Source organism: Streptomyces niphimycinicus, from assembly GCF_018883605.1.
GTDB lineage: Bacteria > Actinomycetota > Actinomycetes > Streptomycetales > Streptomycetaceae > Streptomyces > Streptomyces niphimycinicus.
In genome coordinates this window covers 1-11,538 of record NZ_JAHLEM010000226.1, presented here as the reverse complement: position 1 = coordinate 11,538, position 11,538 = coordinate 1, and the positions used below count along the sequence as shown (strand labels likewise).

Here is an 11,538-nt window from a genome sequence, read left to right as displayed (position 1 = left end):
GGCGAGATGATCGGGCAAGCCATGCAGCGTGTCGACGGCCCGCTGAAGGTCGCCGGCCGGGCCGCCTACGCCTACGAGCACTGGGAGGCCGGCCAACCGCTCTACGGGTGCATCGTCGGCGCGACCATCGGCAAGGGCCGCATCATCGGCATCGAAACCGAGGACGCCGAACGCGCACCGGGAGTGCGCATGGTGATGACGCATCTCAACGCCCCCGAGCAGGGCATCCGCGATGAGTCCATTCCGTTCGAATACTGGCGCGCCCAGCCGGTGCTGACCGGCCCGGACATCCACTACTACGGCGAGCCGGTGGCGCTGGTCGTCGCCGAGACCTTCGAGCAGGCCCGGGCGGCGGCCGAGCTCATCGAGGTGGAGTACGCGGGCGGGCGGGGGCGGTTCGCCTTCGCCGAGCACGAAGGTGAGGCGTACGTCCCGAAAACCGTCAACGCCGGACTGCCCACCGACACCTCAGTGGGCGATTTCGATGCCGGTTTCGATGGCGCGGCGGTCAAAATCGACCAGCTCTACACGACTCCGTATGAGTTCTCCATGCCCATCGAACCGAACGCGTGCCTGGTGGCACCGCGTGACGAGGACCTGATCGTCTACGTCAGCTCCCAGATCGTCGACGCGGCGCAGGCATCGATCGCCAACACGCTGCGGATCGACCCGGCACGGGTGCACGTCTTCTCCCCCTTCGTCGGCGGCGGGTTCGGATCCAAGCTGGGCATCCACTCCGAGACGATCCTGGCGGCGCTCGCCGCACGCGAGCTGGACCACCCGGTCAAGGTCGCGATGACCCGGCAGCAGATCTTCCAGCTCATCGGCATGCGCTCCACATCGAGCCAGCGGGTCCGACTGGGCGCGGAGCGGGACGGACGGCTGGCCGCGATCGCCCATGACGTCACCATGCACACCAACCCGGACGTGGAGTACGCCGAGCAGACCGCCGCCACCAGCCGCAGCCTCTATGCCGCGCCCCACCGGCTCACCAGTCACCGGCTCACACCGCTCGACCTGCCGCGTGGGACGGACGTCCGCGCGCCGGGCGAGGAGCCCGGTCTGCTGGCGGTCGAGTCGGCGATGGACGAGCTGGCCGATGCGCTCGGGATGGACCCGGTCGAGCTGCGGATCCGCAACGAGCCCGCCCTCGATCCCGAACGGGGCGTGCCGTACAGCGACCGTCATCTGGTCGAATGCCTGCGCGAAGGCGCGCGCCGGTTCGGCTGGGAGCACCGCCCCGCCACTCCTTCGAGCAGACGCGAGGGGCGGTGGCTGATCGGCTACGGGATGGCCGTCGCCATCCGGGTGCATCTCCAGGGGCCGGCCGCGGCGCGGGTGCGGCTGGAGGCGGACGGCACCGCCGTGGTCCAGACGGACATGACCGACATCGGCACGGGCACGTACACCATCCTGACTCAGGTCGCGGCCGACGGGCTCGGCCTGCCGGCCGACCGGGTGCGCATTGAGCTCGGGCGTTCCGACAACCCCACGAGCTGGGGATCCGGTGGCTCATGGGGCGCCGCGAACTCCAGCACCGCGGTGCACCGGGCGTGCGCGACGCTGCGCGAGAAACTGCTGGCCGAGGCACACGACGACGCGCGCTCCGCACTGCGGGGCCTGGATCCGGCGGACGCCGTGTTCTCCGACGGCGACGTCCGCATCGGTGGCGCGTCGGAGCCACTGAGCGAGCTGGTCGCACGCAACCACCCGGGCGGTGTGGCGGCGGAGGGCGAGACCCGCTTCATGGGCGATGAGCCCAACTACACCAACTACTCGATCCACACCTACGGGGCCCATTTCGCCGAAGTGGGCGTCGACGCGGACACCGCCGAGATCCGTCTGCGGCGGATGCTCGGCGTGTTCTCCGTGGGCCGCCTGCTCAACCCGAAGACGGCCCGCTCGCAGCTTATCGGCGGCATGATCTGGGGCGTCGGCGCCGCCCTCGAGGAAGAGGCCGTCGTCGACCCACGCTCCGGCGCCTTCGTCAACCGGGACCTCGCGCAATACCTGGTGCCCGTCAACGCCGACATCCCCGATGTCGAGGCGGTCGTGCTGGACGGATACGACGACAAGGCCAATGTCCTCGGCGCGAAGGGCATCGGTGAGCTGGGCATCTGCGGGTCCGGTGCGGCGGTGGCGAACGCGGTGTTCAACGCCACCGGTGTGCGTGTGCGCGACTTCCCCATCACGCTGGAGAAGCTGCTGCCCGGGCTACCGCCCATGGACGCCTGAACGCACGACGGGCGTGCCGGCGACGGCGTTATGCGCCGGAGCCGCCCACGCCCGGTCGCCGGAGGCGGCCGACCAGGGCGGCCATGCTGCGCGCGGTCCTGAAGTTGTCCATCTGGAGATCCGCGCCGCGTACGGCGATGCCGTACGTCCGCTCCAGGTGCACCACCAGCTCCATGGCGAAGAGCGAGGACAGCCCGCCGGAGCCGAAGACGTCCATGTCGGCCAGCCAGGTTTTCCCGGTACGCAGTTCGAGAAACCGCAGTAGTTCCGTCTCGATGTCGCCGGGGTCGCCCAGGGGCTCCGGAACCGCGCGGTCCGATGACATGGCCATGCCCTTTTCTCCCTCGTACTCGTTGAAGCGCCTTCGGTCCGCCCCGGGGCCCTCACTCCTCCGAGCGGCTCGCCTCCGAGCGCTCGGGCCGCGGTGGGACCAGGTCGCCCGCGGGTTCCGTGTAGAACTGCTGCGCCCACTGCCGGTACCGGCCGATCGGACCGTCTCCCTTGGCGAGCCGGGGCCGTGCGACATGCTCCTGGTGGTGCCACATCAGCAGGTCCGCGCCGGTGTCGACGCTGCCCACCCGTTGCAGGATTTCGCTGAGCAGCCGGGCCAGGGGCAGCACCGCAGGACGCCCCAGCCAGTCCGGCACTCCCGGGAGTCCGTTCAGCTCCAGCTTGGTGCCGAAGCGGACCTGCATCCGCCCCGGGGCGGTCGGGGTCGCGTGGAGCATCACGTAAAGGCTTCCGGCGCCCGCGGGCAGGACCGTGCGCGCGGCGATGGTGGCCAGTCCGATCACCGTGAGCGTGTAGGACTGGTGGAACCCGCGCATCATCGTGTTACGGGCGGTCGCGGTGACTACGCTGACCGGTTCCCCCGTCACCGGCAGGCCCTCGATATCGACCTCCTTCAGACCGTGCAGGGCCGGCAGATGCCCCCAGTCGAAGGCGTTCTCGATGACGTCCTGCGGATGACCGGCGATGTCGAACGTGCCGTGGCTGAACGGCTGCCGGTCGTCGATCGGGAAGAGCGGGACGTCCCACTGCGGGGGCATGCCGAGGGCGTGCCACCACACATAGACCGAGCCATTGGCCTCGCACACCGGGTACTGCGTGAGCGACGCCTTCGGCGGCGGCTGGTCGTAGCCCGTGCGCACACAGGCACCGGACGGGTCGAACGCGAACCGGTGGAAGGGGCAGACGATGTCCTCCCCCTCGACCGATCCGCCGACGCCGAGATGGGCTCCGAGGTGCGGGCACTGTGGCCGGACCGCCCGCAGTACGCCCCCCGCCGTCCGGTAGAGGACGACCTCGGCGCCCGCGAGCCGCCGGGTGGTGAGGGACCCGGCCCGCAGCTCGTCGCTGAAGGCCAGGCAGAACCACCCGTTCGGATAGGGCCGCGAGGGAGCGTGCAGGGCGTCGGCCGGCTCCGCGGTGTGCAGGCTGATCTCCCGGGAGCCGAGCAACTGCTTCACCAGGGGCTTGAGGTGGGGCCTCATGGGATCACTTCCCGTGCTGCACCGGGCAGGCGGCGGCGCCCGGCTGGGTGGACGGCTGGACGGAGGCGGACAGCGGTGCGGCGGCGCCGTGCTCCGCGTCGCCGGCGCCGGAGGACCGCCGCTCGGTGAGCCGCAGGCGCAGTCCGCGTGAGCTCAGGCTGGTCTCCACCTTGGGCTGGAACGGCTGGTCGCCGACCGGGGACAGCTCCCAGCGGTCGACGATGGCGGTCAGCGCCAGGATGGCCTCGGTGAGGGCGAACTGGTCCCCGATGCACTTACGGGCACCGGCGCCGAACGGGATGTAGGTGGCCCGGTCGGGCTGGCCGTCGAGCCAGCGGTCCGGGTCGAACCGGTCGGGCTCGTCGTAGAGGTCGGCCCGGCGGTGCAGCAGGTAGGGGCTGAGCACGATGGTGCTGCCGCCCTTGAAGTGCACGCCGCCCAGTTCGGCGTCCTCCCGGACGACACGGGTCATCATCCAGGCCGGCGGATACAGCCGCAGTGTCTCGGTCACCACGCGGGAGGCCAGGCCGAGCGAGGGCAGATGCGCGGGGTCGAGTTTCCCGCCCGCCAGGACCCGGTCGGTCTCGGCCTTCAGACGGTGCTGGACGTCCGGGTTCGTGGCGAGCAGGTGCAGCGCCCAGGCCAGGGTGATGGCCGTGGTCTCCATGCCGCCGAGGAAGAACGTGAGGGCCTCGTCGGCGAGTTCGGCGTCGTTGAGCTGTCGCCTGCCGTCCTCGCTCTCCTCGTCGACCGCGGCGACCAGCGTGGAGAGCAGATCGGCGTGGTCGGTCGGATCGGCCCGCCGCTCGGCGATGATCTCCGCGATGGTGGCGGCCAGCCGGGTGCGGGCGTCGTCGTAGCGCCGCTTCTGCCGGGTCGGCAGCCGCCGCAGCAGGGCCGGCGTCATCATCCGGCGGAAGAAGGCACTCACGATCACCGCGGTGTCGGCCAGGCACCGTTGCATGGTCTCCGCCGGCAGCGCGCCGCTGAACATCGTCTCCATGGTGGCCCGCGTGGTGAGCGTCATCATCTCCTGGGTGACGTCGAGGACGTCGCCGTCCCGCCAGGAGCCCGCCTTGGCCGTGGCCGCCCGCGCGAACACCGCGCCGTAACCGGCGAGGCGGGTCGGGTGGAACGAGGGCTGGCACAGCCGGCGCTGCCGCCGGTGCAGCGGATAGGCACAGGTGGACAGGCCGTCGCCGATCACCTCGCGGATCCGGTCGTAGATCGGGCCGCCCTTGTCGAAGGTCCGGTCGTTCAGGAACACCTGCCGGGTCAGGTCGGGATCGCAGATCATGACGGCGGAACTCGGGCCGAGCCGGACGCGGACCATCTCGCGGTATCCGGACAGCGACATGATGAACGCCAGTGGATCACGGAGCAGCGGCAGCGCGTGGCCCAGCAGCGGCCACGCCCGCGGGGCGAGCGGCACCGACCCGGCGGAGGCCGTACTCGTGTCTGTCATGGAGAACCTCACTTCTTCGTTGAGTGGCCGGCCGGCGCCGCGCTGACGGGATCGCGGGTGATCTCCAGCAGGGCGGTGGTCCAGCGGAAGCCGAGCCCGAAACTCACGACCAGGACCCGTTCTCCGGCCCGCAGCGTGCCGGAGCGGAACTGCCGGTCGAGCGCGAGCAGGACGTCGCACGGTCCGCAGTGGCCCAGGTGCCGGCCGAAGGTCCAACTGGTGTCGGCGGCCCGCAGGCCCAGCGGCGCACCGCCGAGCAGCAGGTCGAGCACCTCCGCCCCGATCGCGATGGGCACCACGCGCGCGATGCCCTCCGGCCGGACACCGGTCTCCTCCAGGACGGTCTCGACACAGCGGCGCGTGGACTGCCGCAGCGCGTCGATGTACGGCATGAACCCGGTCTCCTCGACGAGGAGCGGCCGGCCGCTGCCGTCGGCCGCCGTCCGGGCCCGGGTCAGCACCTCCAGTTGCGGCTGCGCGGCCTGGTCGGTCGCCAGCAGCCGCGCGAAGCCCGTACCCCGGGTGAGGACGGCGGCGGCGCCGGAGTCTCCGGCCAGATGCCCCATCTCCGAGACATGGCCCCACCGTTCGGGCCGGAACCGGACACCGGCGGTCACCAGCGCGGCCTTCGCGGCCGGTTTGGCGGTGAGGTGTTCGGCGGCGGTGACCAGCGCGGCTCCCCCGCCGTCGCTGGCGGCGCCCAGTTCGATCGCGTTGGTGTCCGGCCCGCCGAGCACCCGCAGCAGATAGGCGGAGGGCGCGTAGTGGTCCTCGTCCTGGAAGTTGGCGTGCACCAGCAGGCTCAGGTCGGCGCCCGGGACGTCCGCGTGGCGCAGTGCCTTCAGACCGGCGCGGGCGGCCATCTGCGACGGCGTGCTGTCCGTGGAGACGGCGGCCGAGGTGAAACCGTTGAGCGCGACGAGGGAGGGCGGTCCGTTGTCCACCGGCTTGTCCCACGGCTCGTGTTTCTGCCGGATCGGCGGTATCCACCCACCGGTCCCGGCGATCGTGATGTCCTGCCACAACACTGCTGTCTCCTCGGCTGTCACGAATCGGCTGTCAGGACCCGGGCTGTCAGGAACGGACCGGTCGTGGCGCGTCGCCGCGTGGCCGGACGAGTTCTCCGCTGTGGTCCAGGGCGTGTGCGCTGACCCCGGATATCCGGGCCAGCACCTGCCCGTCACCGGTCAGCGCGGTCAGCTCCCCGGTGGCGAAGTCGCAGTGCAGCCGGATGACCGGATGCAGCGCGCTGAGCCGGCAGTCGTCGCCAGGGCCGCCCAGGTCGACCTCGTCGAGGCCGGCCATCGGCCCGACCAGCGGTGGCAGGTCACCGCGCGGCGGCAGCAGCAACAGGTGCACCATCGCGTCCAGCAGGATCGCCGGTACGGTCATCCCGTCCAGGACCGGAGCCCAGGCGGCGTGGTCCAGACGGAACCTGGCGCTGTTGCCGTCCGGCCCCCGGGCGTAGTCACCGGTGCCGGCGAACGGTCCGGTGAGCGAGATCGGCGGGTCCGGGGAGTACACCGGCATCGCGAAGTCGGGTTCGGGTTCGTGGCCCGAGAAGTCGGGCGGTCCGGCGAGCGCCGGGAAACGGTCCGCGAGCAGCACCCGCGTCTCGCACAGCAGATCGTTGAAGCGCAGTACCTTGCCGTTCTTGCCGAGCCGGTGTGCCGTGATCCGGACGGCCACCTCGGCGCGGCCGCCCGTACGGCTCACGACCCGGGCCTCCACCGCGACGGTGCGCATCGGCCCGGCGAGCCGGACCGTGATCGACGACCGGCAGACCAGACCGCGGAACCCGGTGACCCGCAGTCCGGGGCAGAGGGTGGCGGCCGCCGCGGCCGCCGCCTCCAGGGTGAACGTGCCCGCGAGCGTGTACTCACCGTTGACCTGGTGGTGCCGCATCCATCGCCCGTCCCGCTCGGCGAGGGTGCCCGGATCCCAGGTCTTGGTGAACACGGCCCAGTCGTCGCCCCGGTACAGCACGCCGTCGAGCAGCGGTGTGGTCAGCGCCGGATCCGGCGGGGCCGGAGCCGGTGCGTCCGGAGCCTCGGCGCGCGGCTCGACGCGGGAGCCGTGGGTGCTGATGCCGCGCCGGGCCAGCAGGACGCGTTCCTCCTCCCGGATGAAGAACGCCACTCCGCCCGCGGGCGGCCGGGTCACCGCGGACAGGAACTGCGCGCGTCCCTGCGCGGTGCTGATGTAGGCGTCCATCTTGTTGCGCTTGAGGGTCTCCCGCATGGTGACGCTGCTGGCGACGCCGACTTCGCGCCAGCCGCTCCACAGGACCGCGATCTCATGACGGTCGGCCGGCCCGTGCCGCTGTGCCCTGGCGCTCGCGTACGCGAGGTACTCGTTGACGGCGCAGTAGTCGATGTCGCCGGGCGCGGGGGCGAGCGTCGCCAGGGTGCTGAAGTTGCACCAGATCCGGGGCGTACGTCCGGCCAGGGCCCGCTTCAGGTTGCGGTAGCCGGTCGCCTTGGTGGCCCGCACGGCCCGGAAGTCCGTGAGGGTCTTGGCGTGCAGCGCGCGCGAGCGCAGGTCGAGGACGGTGTTGATGAGCAGGTCGATCCGTCCGTGCCGGTCGAGGATCTCGCCGAGGACGGCGGTGGTGCGTTCCGCGTCGAGGACGTCGCATACGCGGTGGTGGACCCGGTCGGGGCCGCACAGCTCCGCCAGCCGGCGCACCGTACGGCGCACCTCCAGGCGCGCCTCGGCCTTCTCGTAGGCGACGCGCAGCTCGCGCACGGAGGCGTCGGGACGCCGTCGGCGCTCGGCGGCCATGAACTCGGCCTGCGACGGCAGCGAGTCGTCGGTGTCCGGCAGCGGGGTGCGGCCGATGACATACACATACGGCCGGTCGGTTCCGTGGGCCACCGCGTGCAGCAGCTCGGGAGTGATCCCCCGGGCGCCGCCGAAGGCGACCACGACCGCGCCGGAGGGCAGCGGGGCGCCGTCGGAGGGGGAGACGGGGTCGTCGGCCACGGCCAGGGCGAGCCAGTCGTCCCCGCGGCAGGCCAGCGTGTGGGTGGGCACCTGGGCGGCGCCCGCCCGCGCCAACTGGTCCAGGGCGGTCGCCGCGTTGACCGCGTCGCTGATCAGGGTCAGTCCGCCGCACTGCGGCACCTCGGCCCGCACCGAGCGGACGAGACCGGTGAACAGCCCGCTCAGCGGGGGTGGCAGATCGTCCGGCACCGCACCGAGCAGCAGCGCGGCGAGCGAGCCGCCGGAGCGCAGCGCGGGCAGCGCCGCCTGGAGCGTGGTGAAGGCGAGGTCCTGGAGGTCCTCCAGCCGGGCGGCCTCGGCCTCCTCGCACCCGTCGTCGTCCACGGGCAGCCGGGACAGCACCCGAATGTGGCGCGGGACGAACGGCAAGCCGGTCAGCGCGCCGGGCCCGTCCTCGGGCGCCACATGGGCGGCGCCCGCGACGCCCGGACGGGGTGACCAGACGGCGGTGTCCGGACCGGTGACCGCGGCGGCGAGGTCCGGGGCGTCGGTGATGACGACGGTGCCCGGCGGGATCGACGGCGTGGCGGGCTCGGCCGGTGGCGGGGCGGTCGGCACGAGCCGGAAGGTCTGACGGCGGCCGGTGAACTCTTCGGCGTGTTCGGCACCGGCCGGTTCCGACGCGGCCTGCTCGGATTGGACGGGGACCGGGTCGGCGTGCGCGGACACCGCGTTCGGGGAGCCGGTGTGCGCGGAGTCGGTGTGTGTGGATCCGGCGTGCGCGGATTCGGTGCGTTCCGATTCGGCGCGTTCGGGGTCGGCGTCTACGGGTTCGGCCTGCTCCGAGCCGGTGAGCGCGTCCCGCGGGCCCGCGGGCGGGGTGAACCGGATCAGCGGCGAGCCGGTGGCGGCGGGCCGGACCACGGTGTCCGTCTCCGTGACGACGGCTTTGAGAACCGTCAGCAGGGCGTCCAGGGAGAGATAGGTGTGTCCGGTGCCGGCCAGCACGGGAAGGGCGTGCGAGGGCGTGACCGGCTGCCGGGGGTCGGCGGCGGCGACCTCGGCGGAGAGCGTGCCGAGCACGGGAAGTCCGTGCTCCAGCGCGGTCGAGCGCCGGGTGACCGCCAGGACCGCGGCGCCCTCCGCGATGGACCGGCCCTCCGGCACCAAGTGGGCCAGGTGCCGGTCCCAGCCGCTGATCGGCCGCAGGCACACGGCGCCGATCAGGGCGAGGTCGCAGGCCCGGTGCCGGAGTTGACGCAGGGCCAGGTCGACGGCCGTATGCGCGGAGTCCCGCTGGGAGTAGACGCTGGTCCCCAGGCCCTGGAAGTCGTAGTAGTTGGCGGCCCGGCCCGACAGGATGCAGGAGACGGCGCCGGTGAAGTCGTCCTCGTTCAGATCGCCGGGGATCACCCCCTTGGCCTCCGCCATGCCCTTCGCGAGGTACTCCTTGAGCACCTCGGCCTGTGCCGGGTCGGGCAGCAGGTCGAACGCGGTGGCGCATTCGGCGGCGTGCACCCGCAGCGCCGCCTGGGTGTTGTGCGTGGTCGGCAGGGTCGAGCCGATCACGATCGCCGTGGTGGGCCGCAGGCTCGTGCCCGGCTCGCCGAGCTGTTCCAGCAGCGGGCCGAGCGCCTGGAGCACCATCAGATGGGCGGCGTCCATGTGCCGCATCGTCAGCGGCGGGATGCGCACATCACGCGGGGAGGGCAGGGGGTACGGCGTACCGAAATCGGCCTCCGGGAGCGGCCCGTCGCCGCGCAGCCAGGCGGGCACCTGGTCGGGCTCCATGCCGGGAAGGTGGGTGTTCCAGCCCACGACGACCAGGTCCTCCCTGTCGTCGCGTACGTCGACGCCCTGCCTTCGCGCGGGGACGGACCGTGGCGCGTGGTCGGACAGGACCACGTGCGCGTCCGCCCCACCGAGGCCGAACGACGACACCCCGACGACGCGCGGTCGCGCCCCGTCGGCCGGCCACGGGGCGTCCTTGACCGGCACGGTCAGCCGCTCGCCGTCGCCCAGCAGCGGATGCGGATCGGTGACCACGGGCTGGCCGGGCACCGCTCCGCGTTCGAGGGCGACCAGCGCGTGTGCGACCGAGACCAGGCCCGCCAGGACCCCGGTGTGCCCGAAGACCTGCTTGTTCGAGGTCAGCAGACACGTCCGTTCGCCCGGCCCGAGCCGGGACAGCAACGAGCGGAGTTCGATCTCGTCGCCGACCGGCGTTCCGGTGCCGTGCGCCACGACCCAGTCCACGTCGTCGGCCTCGACGCCCGCGTCGGCCCAGGCACGGGCGATCGCCAGCTCCTGCCCGCGCGTGGCCGGCGCGTGGATGCCCTTGCCCCGCCCGTCGGCGGCGAGTCCGGTGCCCCGGATGACGCCGAGCACCCGGTCGCCGTCCTCGACGGCCCGTGCGTACGGCTTCAGGACGAGCGCGACGGCGCCCTCGCCGATCAGAGTCCCGTCGGCGGCCTGGTCGAAGGGCCGTACCCGGCCGCTCATCGAGATGCCCTGGGCCCGGCAGAACAGGGTGAACCCGATCGGCTCGATCACCGAGGTGCCACCCGCCAGCGCCACGTCGCAGGAGCCCTCGCGCAGCGCCTTGACCGCCGCGTCCAGGGCGAACAGCCCGCTGGCACAGGCCGCGTCGAGGGTCAGATGCTGTGTGTCACCGGGGATCAGCCCGCGCAACGCGTTGCGGACGACGGACGCGGGCAGATAGGACTGCGGGTCGCCGCCGTCACCGCCGTACTGCGCGCTGATCGCGTGGTCGGCGAGCTCCGCCAGCCAGTCGCCGTCCCGGTCGGCGGGGATCGCCTCGCGCACCATGCGCTTGTACTCGTCGCCGAGGACGATGCCCTGGGGGCCGAGCCCGGTCTGGTCGTGGATGCCGGTGGTCGCGGTGAGCCAGCGGTCCGTCGGACGCCGACGCACCCCCGCCAGCGCCTGGACGGCGCAGTGCCGCAGCCAGCGGGTGGTCCGCGGCCAGCCGGGGTGTCCTATGTTCCCGTCCGGTTCGGCGATCGAGGCGGGGTCCGGCACGAAGTCGTGGAGGTACCCGGCCTCGCGGACGTAGAAGGCGTCGGTCTCCTCGCGGGTGGGAGCCCAGAAGTGCTTCAGGTCGAAGGCGGACGGCTCGCTGGAGAGCAGGACGCCCTCCCGCAGCCGGTCCCAGAATTCCGCGGTGTTGTTGGCCCCGGGCAGTGCCAGGCCGAGTCCGACGACCGCGACGGCACCGGGATCGGCCTCCGGCGACCGGTCCGACACCTCATCCGATGCCTTGTCCGATGCCTTGTCCGACACCGGGGTCACCGGGGTCACCACTGGTCGGGGCGTTGGGGGCGGTGCGGGGGCCGGTGCGGCCGTGGGTGGCGCGGGGGCTGCGGGCGCGGGTACGGC

Annotated in this window: 6 protein-coding genes; 1 reads left to right on the top strand and 5 read right to left on the bottom strand. The window is 72.5% G+C overall.

The window, feature by feature from the left end; translation table 11 throughout:
• The first annotated feature begins 6 nt into the window (after positions 1 to 6).
• A complete protein-coding gene (locus KN815_RS20835) occupies positions 7 to 2,235 on the top strand; it encodes a xanthine dehydrogenase family protein molybdopterin-binding subunit (RefSeq protein ID WP_216343460.1) in 2,229 nt (742 codons plus the stop codon).
• 28 nt (positions 2,236 to 2,263) lie between these two features.
• Here KN815_RS20835 and KN815_RS20830 read toward each other — a convergent pair whose 3' ends face one another.
• The 5 genes from KN815_RS20830 to KN815_RS20810 are packed head-to-tail and all read right to left on the bottom strand — an operon-like array spanning position 2,264 to position 11,451.
• On the bottom strand, positions 2,264 to 2,566 hold the full coding sequence (locus KN815_RS20830) for an acyl carrier protein (protein WP_372458415.1): 303 nt from the start codon (positions 2,564 to 2,566) through the stop codon (positions 2,264 to 2,266).
• A 52-nt stretch (positions 2,567 to 2,618) separates the two neighbouring features.
• Positions 2,619 to 3,728: an aromatic ring-hydroxylating oxygenase subunit alpha gene (locus KN815_RS20825; RefSeq protein ID WP_216343459.1), complete on the bottom strand. Its 1,110-nt coding sequence runs from the start codon at positions 3,726 to 3,728 to the stop codon at positions 2,619 to 2,621.
• Between the two features lie 4 nt (positions 3,729 to 3,732).
• Positions 3,733 to 5,193, bottom strand: coding sequence for a cytochrome P450 (locus KN815_RS20820; RefSeq protein ID WP_216343458.1), 1,461 nt, complete (start codon positions 5,191 to 5,193; stop codon positions 3,733 to 3,735).
• Between the two features lie 8 nt (positions 5,194 to 5,201).
• A complete protein-coding gene (locus tag KN815_RS20815) occupies positions 5,202 to 6,221 on the bottom strand; it encodes a 3-oxoacyl-[acyl-carrier-protein] synthase III C-terminal domain-containing protein (protein ID WP_216343457.1) in 1,020 nt (339 codons plus the stop codon).
• Positions 6,222 to 6,267: 46 nt separating this feature from the next.
• On the bottom strand, positions 6,268 to 11,451 hold the full coding sequence (locus KN815_RS20810; protein ID WP_216343456.1) for a beta-ketoacyl synthase N-terminal-like domain-containing protein: 5,184 nt from the start codon (positions 11,449 to 11,451) through the stop codon (positions 6,268 to 6,270).
• Positions 11,452 to 11,538 lie beyond the last annotated feature (87 nt).